This is a genomic window from Peribacillus butanolivorans (assembly GCF_001273755.1).
GTDB classification, from domain to species: domain Bacteria; phylum Bacillota; class Bacilli; order Bacillales; family DSM-1321; genus Peribacillus; species Peribacillus butanolivorans.
Genome location: NZ_LGYA01000001.1, coordinates 3,448,584 through 3,466,274, shown reverse-complemented (window position 1 = coordinate 3,466,274; position 17,691 = coordinate 3,448,584). Strand labels below are relative to the sequence as shown.

Annotated in this window: 20 protein-coding genes; 13 read left to right on the top strand and 7 right to left on the bottom strand. The window is 39.1% G+C overall.

Annotated elements, in window-relative coordinates; translation table 11 throughout:
• The first annotated feature begins 32 nt into the window (after positions 1-32).
• The 5 genes from rpoD to AKG34_RS15950 all read left to right on the top strand — a co-directional run bounded on the left by rpoD (position 33) and on the right by AKG34_RS15950 (position 4,632).
• Positions 33-1,166 (top strand): RNA polymerase sigma factor RpoD, encoded by a 1,134-nt coding sequence (rpoD, locus tag AKG34_RS15970; RefSeq protein WP_053346989.1) that lies wholly within the window; start codon positions 33-35, stop codon positions 1,164-1,166.
• Positions 1,167-1,454: 288 nt separating this feature from the next.
• A complete protein-coding gene (locus AKG34_RS15965; RefSeq protein ID WP_053346988.1) occupies positions 1,455-1,985 on the top strand; it encodes a hypothetical protein in 531 nt (176 codons plus the stop codon).
• 236 nt (positions 1,986-2,221) lie between these two features.
• Complete coding sequence (gene cccA / locus AKG34_RS15960) at positions 2,222-2,587, top strand: cytochrome c550 (RefSeq protein ID WP_053346987.1); 366 nt, start codon at positions 2,222-2,224, stop codon at positions 2,585-2,587.
• A 222-nt stretch (positions 2,588-2,809) separates the two neighbouring features.
• Positions 2,810-3,517, top strand: coding sequence for a tRNA (adenine(22)-N(1))-methyltransferase (locus AKG34_RS15955; RefSeq protein ID WP_053346986.1), 708 nt, complete (start codon positions 2,810-2,812; stop codon positions 3,515-3,517).
• Positions 3,514-4,632 (top strand): Nif3-like dinuclear metal center hexameric protein, encoded by a 1,119-nt coding sequence (locus AKG34_RS15950; RefSeq protein WP_053346985.1) that lies wholly within the window; start codon positions 3,514-3,516, stop codon positions 4,630-4,632. The genes AKG34_RS15955 and AKG34_RS15950 overlap by 4 nt, the downstream gene beginning before the upstream one ends.
• A gap of 45 nt (positions 4,633-4,677) precedes the next feature.
• On the opposite strand, the gene AKG34_RS15945 is transcribed toward AKG34_RS15950, so the two are convergent.
• Positions 4,678-5,622 (bottom strand): 4-hydroxy-3-methylbut-2-enyl diphosphate reductase, encoded by a 945-nt coding sequence (locus AKG34_RS15945; RefSeq protein WP_053346984.1) that lies wholly within the window; start codon positions 5,620-5,622, stop codon positions 4,678-4,680.
• Between the two features lie 115 nt (positions 5,623-5,737).
• Positions 5,738-6,427 carry a VrrA/YqfQ family protein gene (gene vrrA / locus AKG34_RS15940; protein ID WP_053346983.1) on the bottom strand — a complete coding sequence of 230 codons (690 nt, stop codon included), beginning with the start codon at positions 6,425-6,427 and terminating at the stop codon, positions 5,738-5,740.
• A gap of 400 nt (positions 6,428-6,827) precedes the next feature.
• On the opposite strand from vrrA, the gene AKG34_RS15935 reads away from it, so the two are divergent.
• Together AKG34_RS15935 and AKG34_RS15930 are read left to right on the top strand one after the other, a co-directional pair.
• Entirely contained in the window at positions 6,828-8,141 is a 1,314-nt protein-coding gene (locus tag AKG34_RS15935; protein WP_053346982.1) for a DEAD/DEAH box helicase, read from the top strand.
• Between the two features lie 15 nt (positions 8,142-8,156).
• Positions 8,157-9,053 (top strand): deoxyribonuclease IV, encoded by an 897-nt coding sequence (locus AKG34_RS15930; RefSeq protein ID WP_053346981.1) that lies wholly within the window; start codon positions 8,157-8,159, stop codon positions 9,051-9,053.
• 107 nt (positions 9,054-9,160) lie between these two features.
• On the opposite strand, the gene AKG34_RS15925 is transcribed toward AKG34_RS15930, so the two are convergent.
• The gene (locus AKG34_RS15925; RefSeq protein WP_053346980.1) at positions 9,161-9,421 is read right to left on the bottom strand and encodes a DUF2624 family protein; all 261 of its coding nucleotides are present in this window, start codon (positions 9,419-9,421) and stop codon (positions 9,161-9,163) included.
• A 214-nt stretch (positions 9,422-9,635) separates the two neighbouring features.
• Here AKG34_RS15925 and AKG34_RS15920 point away from each other — a divergent pair, with 214 nt between their 5' ends.
• From AKG34_RS15920 to AKG34_RS15910, 3 genes are read left to right on the top strand one after another with little or no spacing between them, the layout of a single operon-like run.
• On the top strand, positions 9,636-10,400 hold the full coding sequence (locus tag AKG34_RS15920; RefSeq protein WP_116820721.1) for a metal ABC transporter ATP-binding protein: 765 nt from the start codon (positions 9,636-9,638) through the stop codon (positions 10,398-10,400).
• 21 nt (positions 10,401-10,421) lie between these two features.
• On the top strand, positions 10,422-11,255 hold the full coding sequence (locus tag AKG34_RS15915) for a metal ABC transporter permease (protein ID WP_053346978.1): 834 nt from the start codon (positions 10,422-10,424) through the stop codon (positions 11,253-11,255).
• A gap of 13 nt (positions 11,256-11,268) precedes the next feature.
• Positions 11,269-11,694: a Fur family transcriptional regulator gene (locus tag AKG34_RS15910; protein WP_053346977.1), complete on the top strand. Its 426-nt coding sequence runs from the start codon at positions 11,269-11,271 to the stop codon at positions 11,692-11,694.
• A 33-nt stretch (positions 11,695-11,727) separates the two neighbouring features.
• On the opposite strand, the gene AKG34_RS15905 is transcribed toward AKG34_RS15910, so the two are convergent.
• The gene (locus AKG34_RS15905; protein WP_053346976.1) at positions 11,728-12,312 is read right to left on the bottom strand and encodes a 5' nucleotidase, NT5C type; all 585 of its coding nucleotides are present in this window, start codon (positions 12,310-12,312) and stop codon (positions 11,728-11,730) included.
• 168 nt (positions 12,313-12,480) lie between these two features.
• Between AKG34_RS15905 and AKG34_RS15900 the strand changes: the two genes are divergently transcribed.
• Positions 12,481-12,936, top strand: a complete 456-nt coding sequence (locus tag AKG34_RS15900; RefSeq protein WP_152952298.1) for a DUF308 domain-containing protein — start codon at positions 12,481-12,483, stop codon at positions 12,934-12,936.
• 184 nt (positions 12,937-13,120) lie between these two features.
• Here AKG34_RS15900 and ispG read toward each other — a convergent pair whose 3' ends face one another.
• From ispG to AKG34_RS15885, 3 genes are all read right to left on the bottom strand, one after another.
• The gene (gene ispG, locus AKG34_RS15895; RefSeq protein WP_180320478.1) at positions 13,121-14,230 is read right to left on the bottom strand and encodes a flavodoxin-dependent (E)-4-hydroxy-3-methylbut-2-enyl-diphosphate synthase; all 1,110 of its coding nucleotides are present in this window, start codon (positions 14,228-14,230) and stop codon (positions 13,121-13,123) included.
• A gap of 168 nt (positions 14,231-14,398) precedes the next feature.
• Positions 14,399-14,731 carry a protein YqfZ gene (locus AKG34_RS15890; RefSeq protein ID WP_053346974.1) on the bottom strand — a complete coding sequence of 111 codons (333 nt, stop codon included), beginning with the start codon at positions 14,729-14,731 and terminating at the stop codon, positions 14,399-14,401.
• A 335-nt stretch (positions 14,732-15,066) separates the two neighbouring features.
• Positions 15,067-15,828, bottom strand: coding sequence for a DUF1189 domain-containing protein (locus AKG34_RS15885; protein ID WP_053346973.1), 762 nt, complete (start codon positions 15,826-15,828; stop codon positions 15,067-15,069).
• A 163-nt stretch (positions 15,829-15,991) separates the two neighbouring features.
• On the opposite strand from AKG34_RS15885, the gene AKG34_RS15880 reads away from it, so the two are divergent.
• Together AKG34_RS15880 and sodA are read left to right on the top strand one after the other, a co-directional pair.
• Positions 15,992-16,477: a DUF456 domain-containing protein gene (locus tag AKG34_RS15880; RefSeq protein ID WP_053346972.1), complete on the top strand. Its 486-nt coding sequence runs from the start codon at positions 15,992-15,994 to the stop codon at positions 16,475-16,477.
• Between the two features lie 141 nt (positions 16,478-16,618).
• On the top strand, positions 16,619-17,227 hold the full coding sequence (gene sodA, locus AKG34_RS15875) for a superoxide dismutase SodA (protein ID WP_053346971.1): 609 nt from the start codon (positions 16,619-16,621) through the stop codon (positions 17,225-17,227).
• Positions 17,228-17,691: the final 464 nt, after the last annotated feature.

Sequence of the window (17,691 nt, the reverse complement as noted above, 5' to 3'; positions counted from 1 at the left end):
TTTAGGTGTAAGTCCTGGAAGGAGGGGAACTAATGGCTGAAAAACCAGCACGTTCCAAACAAGTTGATAATGAATTTAGCCTTGAGCAGGTGAAAGAAAAATTAATAGAGCTAGGTAAAAAACGGGGCTCTTTAACTTTAGAAAAAATCGCAGAAAAAATTGGCGGTTTTGAGTTAGATTCCGATCAAATGGATGAGTTCTATGAGGTGTTAACTGAAAACGGAGTCGAAATACTCACTGATGGTGAGGAAGACGAAGATGAAGATGATCCCGATGAGAAGAAACTTGCAAAAGAAGAAGAGTTTGACTTAAATGATTTAAGTGTTCCTCCTGGCGTAAAGATTAACGACCCTGTCCGTATGTATTTAAAGGAAATTGGTCGCGTTGACCTTTTATCAGCCGAAGAGGAAATCTCTTTAGCGATGCGAATTGAAGAAGGAGATGAAGAAGCAAAACGCCGTTTAGCTGAAGCCAACCTGCGTCTAGTTGTCAGTATTGCTAAGCGTTATGTTGGACGCGGTATGCTCTTCCTTGACCTTATTCAAGAAGGTAATATGGGACTTATCAAAGCGGTAGAAAAATTTGATTATCGCAAGGGATACAAATTTAGTACGTATGCAACATGGTGGATTCGCCAGGCCATTACTCGTGCCATTGCTGACCAGGCAAGAACGATTCGAATCCCGGTGCATATGGTTGAAACCATCAATAAATTAATTCGTGTTCAAAGGCAGCTTCTTCAGGATCTTGGACGTGAACCATCTCCAGAAGAAATTGCAGAGGATATGGATTTAACTCCGGAAAAAGTTCGTGAAATCTTGAAAATAGCTCAGGAGCCTGTTTCCTTGGAAACGCCAATCGGTGAAGAAGATGATTCCCACTTAGGTGACTTCATTGAAGATCAGGACGCGACTTCTCCATCTGAACATGCAGCATATGAACTATTGAAAGAACAGCTTGAAGACGTATTAGACACACTGACAGATCGTGAAGAAAATGTCTTGAGACTTCGCTTTGGACTTGATGACGGCCGTACACGGACGCTTGAAGAGGTAGGTAAAGTGTTTGGAGTTACCCGCGAGCGTATCCGTCAAATTGAAGCGAAAGCATTACGTAAGCTGAGACACCCAAGTCGCAGCAAACGCTTGAAAGACTTCTTAGAATAGAAATAAATATGCCCTTCACAAGAGCCACTCTTTGAATGCCAAGCGTTCGGGAGCGGCTTTTTTTACGTGATTAAATGTAAAAATATACATATAAGAACAATATTTATGTATTTATCTATATAATGGCGACGAGATTCAGTGCATTAAATATCTATTAATAGGAACATAGGTATCCACTGGTATCGTACGAACGTTCCCCTTAGTGCCGAGCAAAATGTTAAAATCAATCTTAAATGAATGTCTTTATTAGCCGATATAAAGAACAAACGGGCATGAGGATGTGTATTCATGGATGAGACGAGAAAGAAAATTATCATTCAAGAAATTAACTCCTGGAAGGAAAGTCATATGATTCCGGAGCAATATTGTAATTACTTACTTGCATTATACTGTCAAGGAGAATTCCCACCTGCTTATTCGAATAAAACCGGAAGCGATAAAAAAGACATTCTTTCAGGGCTGATAATAGGAGCCTTTTTTGTATTTATTGTATTTTTGAATTATTTTACTGAAATACCCATAAGAATGCAAATTGTTGTGACAACTATTTCTATCATCATCTTTGGGTTGTTAGTTCGCCGCTTTATTAACAAAAAGATTGTTTTTCAATTGACGTTAATAGGAATGGCATTATTAATGCTTTTATTTACAGTTAAATTGACTGAATTAATTGCCCCTGGCAAGGAAAGTATTCTTAATACTTGTTTGTTTATCCATTGCGGGCTCTGGATCTTAATAGGGAAAAAACTAAAGCTGCTCTATTTTTCCATATCGGGGTGTCTAGGGGTTATTATCACTCTTTACTTTTTATTAATATAATTAAAATGGACAATAAAGTGTTTTAATAGAAATTTTAGGGTATTATGGAATATATATATATATAAGAAAAAACTGTTTGGAAATATACATAAATTTTTGACAATTTTAAGAAATTATATAATATCTTCTATTTTTGGGCTTTTACTTGAAACTCTTTTCAAGTAAAATAATATATAGTTGTTTGTATATAATATTAAATATGGTAGGTTTAGGTTCTACATAGGGGAGGAAATACTATGAAAAATCCAGTAATGCCTTTTATTATTATCATGGTTTTTGGTATTGGACTTATGTTTTTACTTTCGTTTAAAGGTTTGGGTGATGCCAAAGATCTTGCTAAGGAAAAAGAAGGCGGCGCAAAGACAGAAGAAACAGAAAGTGCCTCAGCATCACCTGAAGACATCTATAAGCAGAACTGTATCTCTTGTCATGGTGATGCCTATCAGGGTGGTGTCGGTCCAGCTCTAAAAGGAGTTGGCGATCGTCTATCAGTAGACGAAGTTAAAAATGTAATTACTAATGGACGAGGTGCCATGCCACCAGGTTTAGTCGAAGAGCAAAACATTGATGCCATGGCCGAGTATATTCACGGACTGAAATAATTTATGAAAACTGATTCAAAAAATCGTTGGAAGGCGAGCTTTTTGAGTCAGTTTTTCTTTTCTTTCGCAAAACAAAGATTCCAATGATGGAAGTTGTCCTTTGTCTAGTGATTGAGAGAGAGCCATATTTCTCTCGTTCTGTAATTTTTCCATAGAACTTGTTATAATCGAATGGGAAACTAAACTATGTAAGACATTATTTGAGTTAAGAGAGTTGATAATATGAATCATGAAAAACTATCGATGAGATTAGAACGTGTTGCCATACATATACCAAAAGGAAGCATCCTTGCAGATATTGGTTCAGACCATGCGTACTTGCCTTGCTATGCAGTGAGTAATGGACTGTGTGACCAGGCTATAGCCGGGGAGGTTGTAGAAGGACCATATCAGTCAGCTCGCAAGCAAGTGGCTATAACAGGGCTTCAGGACAAGATTGAGGTCCGTAAAGGAAATGGACTTGAGGTGTTGAATCCTGATGAAGCTACATGCATTACGATTGCAGGCATGGGAGGGACATTAATTTCAAGTATATTGGAAAGTGGAAAAGAAAAACTGGGCAAGGCAGAGAGGCTTATCCTTCAGCCGAATGTTGGTGCAGCAAATGTTCGTAGCTGGCTAATCGATAACGGCTGGGCATTAACTGGAGAAGAAATCCTCGAGGAAGATGGAAAAATCTACGAAATCTTAATTGCTGAAAAGGGGGACCCGCTTCAACCTTATCATGTAAATAAGCAAATTGGCCTCATGTTTGGGCCGTTCTTGACAAAGCAATTCAGTGACACTTTCATAAAAAAATGGCAGTTTGAGAAAAGACATTTGGAAAGAATCATCGAACAATTGGATGAAAGCGGCCGAAGCGGCTTAGAATCGAAGCGTAATGAATTAGAAGCTCAAATTTCTGTAATTGAGGAGGTGCTTAAAGGGTGAAGACAGCAAATGGTTTTCAAATCATTGAGATGTTTGAACAGTTCTCTCCAAAGCAATATGCGATGGAGGGAGATCCAATCGGATTACATGTCGGACAATTGAATAAGCCGGTTACAAAAGTGATGATTGCCCTTGATGTGCTAGAAGAGGTTGTGGACGAAGCAATAGAATGTGGCGTGGAACTAATCATTGCCCATCATCCCCTTATTTACCGTCCATTAAAGAAAATAGATACAACCGTTGCTGGCGGACGTATTATAGAAAAGCTGATCAAGCATGATATTACTGTTTATGCTGCACATACTAATTTGGATGTTGCTAAGGGCGGGGTAAATGATTTACTTGCAGATGCTCTTCAATTACAGGATACAGAGGTACTTATTCCTACTCATGAAACAGCTCTAAAGAAATTGGTCGTATATGTGCCTAAGGCTGATGAACAAAAGATAAGAGAAGCCTTAGGTAAGGCGGGAGCAGGAGCAGTCGGAAATTACAGCTATTGTTCGTTTTCAGGTGAAGGTACTGGACGATTTTTACCAGGCGAAGGCAGTGAACCGGCAATTGGCTCACTAGGAAAGCTTGAAGCGGTTGCTGAAGTTCGGGTTGAAACGATATTCCCGGAAAATATCGAGAAGAAAGTGCTTTCTGCGATGATTAAAGCCCATCCGTATGAAGAAGTCGCTTATGATATTTATAAGCTGGAGAACAAAGGAGAATCACTTGGATTAGGTAAAATTGGTGTGCTTGCAGAAGAAATGTCACTTGAGCAATTTTCCGAACATGTGAAACAAACATTAGATGTTGATAAGGTACGTGTCGTCGGAGATTTGCATAGTCCGATAAAAAAAGTAGCAGTTCTTGGAGGAGACGGTAATAAATACTTTACTACCGCGAAATTTAAGGGTGCTGATGTGTATGTTACAGGTGATATGTATTATCATACGGCCCATGACGCGATGATGATTGGTTTGAATATTGTAGACCCTGGCCACAATGTTGAAAAAGTGATGAAAAAAGGCGTTGCGCGAATCCTAAAAGAAATGTGTCACGAAAGAAACTTCGATGTAGAGTTCATTCCATCTGAGATAAATACCGACCCTTTTCGATTTATTTAAACATACGAAAAAAGGCAACCACTATGGCTGCCTTTTTTTGAAAATTTATTTCTTTACTTTAATTTTAGGTAAAATTTTATGCAATGGTGTTTTCTTTTCCGTATTCCAGGTCAATTCATTATTTGGGTCATATTGCTCTATGAATGCAATAACTTCTTTTGTAATCGGTGTTGGTGTAGAAGCACCAGAAGTAACAGCAACAGTTTCTGCATCTTTTAGCCACTCGAGGTTCAGCTCGGAAATGTCAGCAATGCGATAAGCGGTTGTGCTGGCAATTTCTTGGGATACTTGTGCAAGACGATTAGAATTGTTACTTTTCGGATCACCAACAACGATTAAAACATCGGCTTCTCCAGCTTGCTGTGCAACTGCTTCTTGACGTACCTGTGTGGCTAAACAGATTTCCTTATGGACTTCAGCGTGTGGAAACTTTTCTTTAACCTTATCCATGATATCCAATACGTCCCATTGACTCATGGTGGTTTGATTGGTCACAATAATCTTTTCACTGTTCAAAGTTAAGGCTTCAACATCTTCATCCTTTTGAACCAGGTGAACGACATCGGGGGCAACTCCAACAGCGCCCTCTGGTTCAGGGTGGCCTTTTTTGCCGATATAGATAATTTGATACCCTTCAGCTTCTTTTTCCCGTATTAAGTCATGTGTTGCGGTAACATCAGGGCAAGTAGCATCGAGTGTAACAAGCCCTTTTTTCTCAGCAATCTTCCGAATTTCAGGGGAAACACCGTGAGCAGTAAAGATAACGGTTCCGCTGTCCACTTGTTCGATGATCTCGTTACGGTTACTGCCATCTAACGTGATGATTCCTTCTTCTTCAAAAGCATCAGTTACATGTTTGTTATGAACAATCATACCTAAAATGTAAATAGGACGTGGCAAGGTTTTATCTAAAGCCGCATTTCGGGCGATGACCATGGCATCGACAACGCCATAACAATAGCCGCGCGGGGAAATTTTAATCACTTTCATCTATGTGTCCTCCTTCAAAGGCAAGAAACTCTCACTATTTATACCTTTCTATTATATAAGACCATAGATGATATTACAAAACATCCTATTTGCCTAAAATTAGCTTTTTAGAATTTTAAATATAAAGCTTAGGGCCAGAAGACCTTACCCTTGTGGTTTCAGGACGAACTTTAGAGATTGGTTTTTCAGGGGTAACGGTTTCTTGTTTAGTTGTATCCTCCTTTAACTCATTGGTATTTGGTGACACATCCTTTGCTTTTGTTTCAACTTCACTTTCACCTTCTGATTTCACTGTATCATCACTGGATGATATGCTTCGGAAAACCTTCCACATGGACGGCAAGTTTTTAATAACTGGGCCATATTGCTCTACCATTGGGGTGAATTGTTCGGCTGCCTGCAGCACTTTTTGCGTGTTGTTGAGCATATTGTTCAGGGAATCAGGGTTTTTTAATGTCTCTAAAATCCCACCTCCACTACTTCTTGAAGAATTTTGGTTGGTGGAAGAAGCAGCTGGCGCAAATAAGTTGGGGGAAGCTGCATTCTGTTTGGACTTACCCAGAATTCTTGATAGCAATCCTTCTTTCTTCGCAGGTGGCTGTTCCTGCCTCTGTGGCTGATTGAATGGACCTCGGAAACCTTGAGGTGTTTGAGGTCTATTTGGTGCAACAGGCCGACGCATCTGTTGAAAAGCGTTTGGATTTTGCTGCTGGGGTCCTCTAAACGGGCCTGGTGGCTGCGGCATTCGCCTTGCATTAGGTGGTTGAAATCCGGGTCCGGGTGGCCGATTTCTACCTGGGAACATAGGTTTCACCTCCTCTAAGTTTATATGCTGGTGTTTTCTTCTATATAAATTATGCAGTTCAACAAAAAAGGTTTGAGGAAAGAATGACTGGGCTGTTGTGAAGTAACCGGAAAGAAGGTAAGATGGTAACGGTAGTCTTTTAGCTCCATGTCTGCGGGGGATACGCTATGGCCAGGACAGGGGCTTTTCGTTTGCAAGAGTCCATTTTAAGAGAACTAACCAAAGCGCTTGCGCTTTTTATATTTTTTTAGCTTCAGCGCCTAGCTCGTTGTGAAAAAGATGATGGACCTCAAAAGGCAAAAATTGCCNCTTCACTAGCAAGGCGCTTGCGCTTTTTGTATAAAATTTATTATAATAATAGGACATGTCTATTGACTGACAAGGATAAAGGAGTTTTTTGATGAAACAAAACCAATTTGAACGATTTAATTTGAAAAGCTACATTCTAGATGCGGTTCGTACTTTAGGGTTCGATAAGCCGACGGAAATTCAAGAACGTGTGCTTCCGTCGCTTTTAAAGGGAAGTAGCTTAATAGGACAGTCGCAGACAGGTACGGGTAAGACACATTCCTATTTGCTGCCAATTATGAACAAGCTTGATGCTGGTAAAAATGAAGTTCAAGCGATTATTTCCGCACCAACCCGTGAGTTAGCGAACCAAATCTACAAAGAAGCTTTGAAAATTGCAGACCATTTCCCTGAGGATGAGCAGATTCAAGTCCGTTGCTTTATCGGTGGTACTGATAAACAGCGAATGATTGATAAATTGAAGACACAGCCACAACTGGTTATTGGGACTCCTGGTAGGATTAAGGATTTGGTTGAAGCTCAGGCCTTACAAGTGTATACAGCAAAAATGCTTGTAGTCGATGAAGCGGACCTTATGCTTGACATGGGATTCCTTGAAGATGTCGATTTATTTGCATCACGTATGGCTGAAAAAATTCAAATGCTTGTTTTCTCGGCAACTATACCAGAAAAATTAAAGCCATTCTTGAATAAATATATGGAGAATCCGAAATATGTTCAAGTGAACCCTAAACAGGCGACTGCTGCAAAAATTGAACATGTCTTAATTCCGCTCCGCCATCGTAACAGAGAGCAGTTACTGCACGACATCATTGTTCGTTATAATCCGTATTTGGCGATTATTTTCACAAATACCAAAAAAATGGCGGATCATGTGGCTAATTCCTTGATTGAAAAAGGGTTGAATGTCGGTCGTATTCACGGAGATTTAACACCTCGTGAGCGTAAAAAAATGATGAAGCAAATTAAAGAATTGGAATATCAATTCATTGTTGCGACAGATTTGGCTTCGCGTGGAATCGATATTGAAGGTGTCAGCCATATCATTAACTATGAATTGCCATCAGATTTGGACTTTTATATCCATAGAACAGGAAGAACAGCTCGTGCAGGATATTCAGGTATCGCCGCAACAATCTATGCTACATCTGATGAAGATTCATTGAACCGTCTTGAAAAGATGGGAATCGAATTTCATGATGCCGATATCCAAAACGGCGATTGGGTTAATATAGAAGAGCGCAATAAACGGAAAAACCGTAAGAAACAAAAATCTGATATTGATGTTAAAGCAAGTAGGCATGTTAAGAAGCCAACTAAAGTTAAGCCTGGTTACAAGAAGAAAATTCAACGTGATGTGGAAAACTTTAAAAAACGTGAACGTCGTATACAGAGAAAGAAATAATAAGGGAGTAATTAGATGCTGAAGATTGGATCGCATGTTTCTATGAGCGGGAAAAATATGCTTCTTGCTGCGAGTCAAGAAGCGGTTTTATATGGCTCCAACACATTCATGATCTATACGGGAGCCCCTCAAAATACAAGACGTAAAAAAATCGAGGATTTAAATATCGAAGCCGGTAGATTGCATATGGAGGAAAATGGAATAAGTGATATCGTGGTCCATGCCCCCTATATCATCAACATCGGAAATACGACGAATCCAGCCACATATGAGCTGGGAGTCAACTTTTTACGTAGTGAAATCGACCGGACAGAAGCGTTAGGTGCAAGACAGATTGTTCTTCATCCAGGTGCACATGTTGGTGCAGGCAGTGAACTCGGAATCAAGAGAATCATCGAAGGCTTAAACGAAGTGCTCACTGCCGATGATAAAGTTCAAATTGCCCTTGAAACGATGGCTGGTAAAGGAACTGAATGTGGCCGTTCTTTCGAGGAGTTAGCGATGATCATCGACGGTGTAACCCATAATGATAAGTTATCGGTATGCTTCGATACATGCCATACTCATGATGCTGGATATAATATCATCGAGGATTTCGATGGTGTACTAAATGAATTTGATAAACTAGTCGGTATTGACCGCATTAAGGTCCTTCATATCAACGACAGCAAAAATGAACGCGGTATGCGTAAAGACCGCCATGAAAATATTGGTTTTGGCCATATTGGTTTTAATGCGTTGAATTATATTGTCCATCATCCGCAATTAAGCGATGTTTCGAAAATACTGGAAACACCTTATGTAGGAGAAGACAAGAAAGACAAAAAGGCACCATACAAATTTGAAATTGATATGTTTAAGAACAATCAATTCGAAGAAGATGTATTGGAAAAGATCATGTTACAAAAATAATAATGTTGAAAGGACGATTCATCGAAATAACGATGAATCGTCCTTTCATTTTACTTATAATGTGGACGAATGCCTAGGTAACTAAGTCAGACAGCCGGCAGAGTTATTTAAAAATTGGAAGTAAGATTGTTGAAGAGGGTTTCAATTTCCCTGGCTGTGCTGGCTCCGGCAACATTAGTAATTTGACCAAGAACGTTCTGTCTTTGACGGATATCAAAAATGTTAATGTTTTTACCTTTTAGAAGTGCGCTGATATCTTGTGCTTGTTTTTGAGTTAGTGAAACCTGGTGCTGCCTCGCAAGGGAAAGTAGTTCATCGGGTCGTATATTGTTAATTTTATGATTAACCATCATTTCAAATAATTTCATACGATCTCCTCCTTTTTTAAAACATATGAAGAAGGTAGACGTATGTGAACATGAAACTTTGTTTGATTCTCGAGAAATTGATGTAAATAATGAATTTTGGTATTTCAGGGCGAAAAAGCTCTTGATTAGAGGGCAGGATTCTTTACATCTGAACTTCTTTGATTTATACTAACCATTGTTAATCGTAATGATTCTTAAAAAAAAGGTGATCTCTTTGGATAATGTAGTAAACCCCATTGTTAAATTAGAAGATATATCTTACAAATATACAAAAGATCTAGTGTTGGAACATGTTTCGCTTGAAATCCCTAAAGGGGCTTTTTTAGCAATTGTCGGACCAAATGGATCCGGTAAGTCCACACTTTTGAAGTTGCTACTTGGTTTGTTTAAGCTCCAAAAAGGAAAAATTGAAATATTTGGGGAAGATATACGACGCTTTAAAGATTGGCAAAAGGTCGGGTTTGTGTCACAAAAGGCGAACTCCTTTAACTCAGGATTCCCTGCAACAGTATTTGAAGTGGTTCAAAGCGGTTTGACCAAAAAAATCGGTTTATTTAAATTTGCAAGTAAAGAGGATAAGCAAAAGGTAAAGAAAGCTTTGGAATCTGTGGACATGCTCGATTATCAGAGCCGCAATATCGGTGAATTATCCGGGGGCCAGCAGCAGAGGGTATTCATTGCCCGATCACTTGTCAGTGAGCCGGAATTGATGATCCTGGATGAACCTACGGTCGGAGTGGATTCAAAGAACGTCCACCAATTTTATGAAATGCTGGAAATGTTAAATGAAAAATTAGGAATTACCCTAATTTTAGTCACTCATGATGTTGGTACGGTGACCGATAAAGTCACACATGTCGCCTGCTTGAATAAAAAGCTTCATTTTCATGGGGATGCATGTGAATATAATGATTTGGATGAGGGAGAACTGTCATCAATTTATGGGCACGGCGTCCAATTGTTAAATCATAATCATTAAAATGTTTTGGAGGATAGCCCAATGATATCGGGGATATTGCAATTTGAATTTTTGCAGAACGCTTTTTTGACTGGAATCATCATCGGAGCGCTTGCGCCATTAGTAGGCGTTTTTGTCGTGGTAAGAAGGATGTCGATGATTTCCGATGCACTTAGTCATGTAGCGCTTGCTGGTATAGCATTTAGTTTATTGCTACAGAAGAGCTTTCTATCACTTGCTGGATTGAATCCGCTATATATAGGGATGGCTTTTTCGGTAGGGGGTTCTTTATTTATTGAAAAATTAAGAGGGGTGTACAAGCATTACCAAGAACTTGCAATCCCAATCATTATGTCCGGTGGCATGGGTCTGAGTGTAATTTTTATTTCAATTGCGGATGGTTTCAATACGGATTTATATGGTTATTTATTCGGAAGTGTCAGTGCAGTCAGCCGTTCAGATTTGTATGTCATTTTGGCAGTGGGAATAGTAGTTTCCTTGATGCTTACCCTATTGTATAAAGAACTATTTCTGTTATCATTTGATGAAGAGCATGCTAAAGCTTCTGGAATACCTTATAAAGCGATTCACTTTATATTTATTGTCATGGTAGCATTGGTCATTGCTGCTTCGATGAAAATTATTGGAATATTGCTAGTCTCATCGCTCATGACGCTACCAGTTGCAGCTAGCCTCCGCTTTGCGAAGGGTTTTAAGCAGATGATTGTTTATTCCGTACTATTCGGTGAAATTTCCGTTGTCGGCGGATTATTTTTATCATACAACCTTAATCTCGCTCCAGGTGGGACAATTGTTATTATCGCAGTGCTAATTCTCATCTTGTCAATTTTGTTTGATAAGTGGAAAAATCGATAGATGGGGTGATGTTTTGAACGTAACAACTGCCATGCAATTACTAAAAGATAAAGGCTTTAAACATACAGGAAAGAGAGAAGAAATGCTTCAGCTTTTCTCTTCCAGTGATAAATATTTAACCGCTAAAGATGTGTTGGAGAATATGAAACAGGAATATCCAGGCTTAAGCTTCGATACGATTTACCGTAATCTTTCCTTGTTTGTCGAACTCGGAATCTTTGAGACGACCGAGTTGGAAGGAGAAAAGCATTTTCGCTTTACATGCGGACATTCTTCACACCATCACCACTTCATCTGTTTGAATTGCGGTAAAACGAAGGAAATCGAATTATGCCCGATGCAGGAACTTCAGGAAAGTTTGAAGGACTATGACGTTTCGGGACATAAATTTGAAATTTACGGACGCTGTCCTACATGTAGTGTTTCTGTAGAAGCGTAAAAAACCATTGACTTCAGTCAATGGTTTTTCTTTTTATTTTATAGTAAGGGGCTTTTCTGCCATCCAATTATTCACCCAGTGAGAGGCTTCTTGCCAATTGTTGACTCGTATCACTCTATCGGGCACAGGATCTTGGTTATAAGGGGTATTAAATAAAATTACGGGTATTTTGCATTCTTCAGAAATGGCCACCGCATTATCATGCTTGTCCTCCAAAAAGAGATCGACGGCGAATTTTTTGGCTGTAGCAACTTTATCGTGTGAACCAACCAACTCTAGGTGGTTATAAATGACCTTATTCGTTGAAAACCATTTCTCTGTTACATCCAGCAGGCGGTTGCTTCTGGCACTGATAAAATATAAGTCAGCTTGGTCTGTCCACTTTTCCAATACATCTTTTGCTCCCTCAGCCAATATAGACTCGGAATAAATGAGTGGCTCGGTTTCTATGAACCATTTGGTGAAGTCTTCTTTTGGTACATTTACAAAAGGGAATAAGTCATACTCAGTTATATCTTCATAAGCTAAATTCAGTTGAAAAGCTTTATTTAAATAGGGGACCATGGTATCAGGTCTTGTAACAGTCCCATCTATATCAATGCCAAAACGTTTTTTCATGATGAATCTCTCCTCATTTTCAATACTTGTAATAGTGTACCATATACCAACTTAGTAATGGAAAAAAACCATATTTATTTCCAAGACATGAAACCTTTTTTACGGAAGTTTCTATAGATTGTACATACACTATAAATGCTCCTACAAATGAAAGTGAGGGATGCACGAATGGAAAAAGATCAATACTCCAGTATTGACGATGAGATGCGATCTAAAGAGGAAAGTGTACCAGCTGTTGTAGATGATCAGCATCATGAGCGTTATTATAATGAAGATACAGCTGCAGATGACAGGCGATATGAAAATAGGGAGTCTAATGTAAAGACGGATAACCGCTATCGTGAAGAAACTTCTGCCGAAATATCAACACCGCCTCAGCGAAGCAGAGGATATAATGACGAGTCGGTTGATTCTGAAGATAGGACTTCAAGTGGAAACGTTGTTGGAGTTATATCCTTAATCATCTCCATAATATCGTTATTTATGATGCCCTTCATCTTAGGGGCTTTAGGGATAATTGTCGGTATTTTTGCTCGCGTTCGAGGATCGAAAATGGGTACATGGGCCATAGTTATTGGTGCAGTCTCCATCATTGTCGGCATATTTATTCTGCCGTTCTTTTAAAGGAGCATAAGCTTGCCTTCGATGTCGTTTTCATGACATTGAAGGCGCTTTTTTTGTTTGTAATCAGTACAAATTTTATGCTTAACACTTTTCTAATGGCTTATCGACCAATGATGAGTTTTATTTATTTGAATTTAGTGTATTAAAAAGAAAAAAGTCCCGAAAATAAAATTCGGGACTTTTTTTATTTAGTTAAGGCTGCAGCAGCAGCTTCTGCTCTTTGTTTTTCATAGTACTCTTCAGCGATTTTGTCAATTTCCTTTTTCAGTTCCTCGACCATCGTTTCTTCAGGCACTTTACGTACGATTTGTCCTTTTCTAAACAGTAAACCTTCACCACGTGCTCCAGCAATGCCGATATCCGCCTCACGAGCTTCACCAGGGCCGTTTACCGCACAACCTAGAACAGATACCTTAATTGGTGCTTTAATCGTCTGGATGTACTCTTCAACCTCATTAGCGATTGAGATTAAATCAATTTCGATACGTCCGCATGTAGGACAAGAAATTAAAGTAGCCATGTTAGAAGCAAGTCCAAATACTTTTAGAAGCTCCCTTGCCACTTTCACCTCTTCGACAGGATCAGCACTTAAGGAAACACGCATCGTGCTTCCGATACCTTGGCTTAGGATGGCACCTAGTCCGGCAGCACTTTTTACAGTTCCGGAGAACAGTGTACCTGATTCCGTAATCCCAAGGTGTAGAGGATAATCGAATGCTTTTGAAGCTTTTTCATATGCTTCGATGGCTAAATTTACATCAGAAGCCTTCATGGAAACGATGATGTCATGGAAATCGTGATCTTCCAGGATCTTGATATGGTGTAAGGCACTTTCAACCATGCCATCGGCAGTTGGATATCCATATTTATCGAGGATCTTCTTCTCGAGAGAACCAGCATTGACTCCAATACGAATCGGAATCCCTTTTGCTTTCGCCGCTTTAACTACTGCTTCAACTTTTTCACGTCGTCCGATGTTACCAGGATTAATCCTGATTTTATCTGCTCCGCCTTCTATTGCTTTAAGAGCCAGCTTATAATCAAAATGAATATCAACTACAAGTGGGATGTTTATCCGTTTTTTTATTTCAGGAATGGCATCAGCCGCTCTTTCATCTGGGCAGGCGACACGTACGATTTGGCAACCAGCTTCTTCAAGACGAAGAATTTCTGCAACTGTTGCTTCAACATCATGTGTTTTTGTTGTAGTCATGCTTTGTACAATAACTTCATTATTGCCGCCAATTGTTAAGTTTCCGACTTTAATTGGCCGCGTCTTAGTGCGATGTATGATTTCACTCAAGTGGAATTCTCTCCTTTAGGAAAAAATCAGTTTTGATTTTTAATTTATTTCTCTAAAATATTGTATCAATGTACATACCGCTTTACAAGGAATAGGATGCATTATCTTTTTTTGTATCAAGAAAGTATTCCGTTTTTGAAACCGTGGACCCTTTGATAGCTATTTATAAACAGGAATTTTATATGTTTTGCCAATTTGCATTTGTTCTGGCTTCAACCCTTCGTTCAGTCCTTGAAAGTCAGATATAATTGTCTCAATCGGCTGGTTTGATGCGCCGATTTCCTTTTCAACGATGGAGAGTAATGTATCACCAGGTTTGATGGTGATTTCATTGTAAGCCACTGAAGGGACAGATGCAGGCTTACTTGCCGGAACAGATGGCTCGACTGAAGTGGTTGATGGATGGGAATCCGGCAGTGTACCTGTGGTTAAATCAAAATAAATAATAAATATAATGAAACAGAATGAGATAAAAAGCAGTAGCCGTTTCATTTTTCCATCCTCCCAAGCTTGTCTTTAATACATATATACTTGGAAGGTTTAAAGATTATGCCTAAAATTGGGCAGATTTTTCAAATGAAAATTAGGACTTACTTGTACGACTTTTTTATTTTGTTGTGTAAAAGCCCTTTTATATGAATTGGTGTTAAGAAAGTAGCGGATTTCCTTTGGCGTCAGATCAATCTTTTTTGCCTCCATTATTACGATTAAAGGTTTATAAACCTAATAAATAACAACTGAGTGATTGTATAACAGTGATATTCCCAAAGTAAAAACCCGGGCCTTATCGGCGCGGGTTTTTTTGCAATTCATTAGCATATAATTCATTATTCCTTAACAGCTGATGTTTCTTTAATTGATAAGTACATCATAATTAATGTCACAAACCAGCTAAGGAGCGAAGCAAATGGAACATTTGCCTTAAAGATGTCCATGATGGTAAAGAAAATAGTGGAAAGTGTAATACTATATGCACCAATTCTCCATAGATGCCTATAAGCAAGCGAACGACCAAGAGTGCTTTTGAAAAGAAGACCAAAAGCGGCTAGAATTGTCACTTTAATGAATGTTCCACAAGCAGTAAACAGGTATAATATGAGAAGCAGTAGCGAAAGTATAATCGGCAGCACAGAATCGACTGAATCAAGCCAATTGGATATGTCCTGATTATTTCCTTCTAAAAGGGAATAAGGAGAAGTTTGAACGTTACCACCAGAAACGAAAACCAGCTCGGATTTTAAAAGGGCGATTGCCTCATCAGCTTTAGAGCCCACATCTTCTGGGGTCAAGGTCCCTGAACCGTCTACAAAAATTTGGTATCCGTTTTTATTCAAAACAAATGGCTCGCTACTCTCAGACGTTAATGTGCCATTTTTAATTTCAAATTCCGGCAAATCTTCAGATACTGTTTCGTGCATCGCATCAATCCCGTCCACAACCATTGTACCGAAGTAAAAAGCTGAAGGGAGAAAGGCAACAAGGCTTAATAAAAATACAAATAGAATCGTTTTTCCAATTCCTTGGTTTTGAAAGGAAGAGATATCTTTAGGTGAATACAAGCTTACCCATAGTTGTTTGAATATGTTCAATGTTTTCAGCACCTATCTATTGTAATATACCTATCCAATTTTAACTACATGGTAAAAATAAAACAACCTGTATTCTACTTCAATGGTTTCACATATCTGTAAACAGGTAATTATGAAGAGATAGAGGCAAATTATAAATGAAATGTGAAAGGGCGTTTTAATTGTGGATACAATATTTTGGATAATTATAGTCCTGATGTTCATAGTGGGCTTTGTCGGATTAATTTTTCCAGTCATTCCAAGCGTTTTATTTATATTTGGGGGGATTTTGTTATATGGGCTATTTTATTCCTTTGAACCTTTTGGATGGTTCTTTTGGACAGTCCAAATTTTATTTGTCATTCTCTTATTCGCAGCAGATTATATCGCAAACATGGTCGGGGTCAAAAAATATGGAGGGACCAAAGCGGGGGTTTGGGGCAGTACAATCGGGCTTCTTGTCGGACCATTTGTGATACCATTTGTCGGGATATTAATAGGGCCTTTTATAGGCGCATTCCTAGCAGAAATCATCGTCCATAAAAAAGACCCTATTACTGCATCTAAAATCGGCCTTGGTTCCGTTATCGGATTTATAAGCAGTGTGATTACAAAAGGTATCATCCAACTTTTGATGATTGCGTATTTTTTATTCGCGGTATTCTCATAGGAAATAGAATTGAATTGAAAAAGTGAGGCATAAGGTTTGAAACCGTTTCAAAAATTTGATACTCTATTGCTAGCGAGCTTTAGGTATCTTAAGAGAACTAGAGCCCTCAAAAAAACAGCTTACATAGGGAGGAATTTTATTATGGCTTTCGAACTTCCACAATTACCGTATGCATATGACGCATTAGAACCACACATCGACAAAGAAACAATGAACATTCACCACACTAAACATCACAACACGTATGTGACAAACTTGAACAATGCTCTAGAAGGCAACCAAGAACTTCTAAGCAAAAGCGTTGAAGAAATTGTTGCTAATCTTGATGCAGTACCTGAAGCTGTTCGTACAGCTGTACGTAACAATGGTGGTGGACATGCTAACCACTCATTATTCTGGGAAATCCTTTCACCAAACGGTGGCGGACAACCAACTGGTGAGCTAGCTGATGCTATCACTTCTAAATTTGGCAGCTTTGACAGCTTTAAAGAAGAGTTCGCTAAAGCGGCTACTACTCGTTTCGGATCTGGCTGGGCATGGCTTGCTGTAAACAACGGTGAGTTAGAAGTAACAAGCACACCGAACCAAGACAACCCATTATCAGAAGGTAAAACTCCACTTCTTGGATTGGATGTTTGGGAGCATGCTTACTACCTAAACTACCAAAACCGTCGTCCTGAATACATCAATTCTTTCTGGAATGTTGTTAACTGGGATGAAGTTGCAAAACGTTACAGCGCAGCTAAATAATTAGTAGGAATTAAAAAGACGGGAATCCCTTTTACGGGGATTCCCGTTTTTTGTTTATCTCTGTCTACGCCATACAGGCTAGCCAATCGAAGAGTTTCTTTACACTTCTTATAACCCGTTGAGGGGAAGAAAATTCGAGGTAGTAACGGGTTAAGGTAACAAGTGTAAGTTCAACTACATCTCTGTCTACGCCATACAGGCTAGCCAATCGATGAGTTTTCTTTACACTTCTCATAACCCGTTGTGGGGAAGAAAATTCGAGGTAGTAAGCGGGTTAAGGTAACAAGTGTAAGGGCAACTACATCTCTGTCTACGCCATACAGGCTAGCCAATCGAAGAGTTTTCTTTACACTTCTTATAACCCGTTGAGGGGAAGAAAATTCGAGGTAGTAGGTAACAAGTGTAAGTTCAACTACATCTCTGTCTACGCCTTACAGGCTAGCCAATCGATGAGTTTTCTTTAC